1 pseudogene is annotated in these 567 nt (G+C 71.8%); it reads right to left on the bottom strand.

Going from position 1 to position 567, the window contains the following annotated elements:
- A pseudogene (locus LPA54_RS35690) lies at positions 1-528 on the bottom strand (UDP-N-acetylglucosamine 1-carboxyvinyltransferase); the annotation flags it as partial.
- Between the last annotated feature and the right edge of the window lie 39 nt (positions 529-567).

Genomic DNA, 567 nt, shown 5'->3' with positions numbered 1-567 from the left:
CTCGATCTCCGGCTCCACCGCCGCGTTGGACAGCTCGGTGACGCCCTCCGCGAGAACCGCCGTGAGCAGCACCTGCTCGGTGGTGCCGACGGACGGGTACGGCAGCCGGATCTTGGTGCCGCGCAGCCGCTGCGGGGCCTCCAGGTACTGGCCGTCCGCGCGCTTCTCGATCGTCGCGCCGAACTGCCGCAGCACGTCGAAGTGGAAGTCGATGGGGCGTCCGCCGATGTCGCAGCCGCCGAGGCCCGGGATGAACGCGTGCCCGAGGCGGTGCAGCAGCGGACCGCAGAACAGGATCGGGATGCGCGAGGAACCGGCGTGGGCATCGATGTCAGCGACGTTGGCGCTCTCCACGTACGTGGGGTCGAGCACCAGCTCGCCGGGCGCGCTCCCGGCCGCCCGTCCGCACCCCTTCACGTCTGCCGGACGACGCCCGACCAGGACGCTCTCGCGCGCCGCGGCCGTGTTCACTCCGTCACCCGCATTGCCTCCCCGCGCGGCGGGAAGATGCGGGATCATGTCTGGCATGACCGAGGTGTCCTCGCTCACAGGGCGGCTGCTCGTGGC

Source organism: Streptomyces sp. DH12 (genome assembly GCF_020873895.1).
Classification (GTDB): Bacteria; Actinomycetota; Actinomycetes; order Streptomycetales; family Streptomycetaceae; genus Streptomyces.
This window is presented reverse-complemented; position numbering and strand designations above follow the sequence as displayed.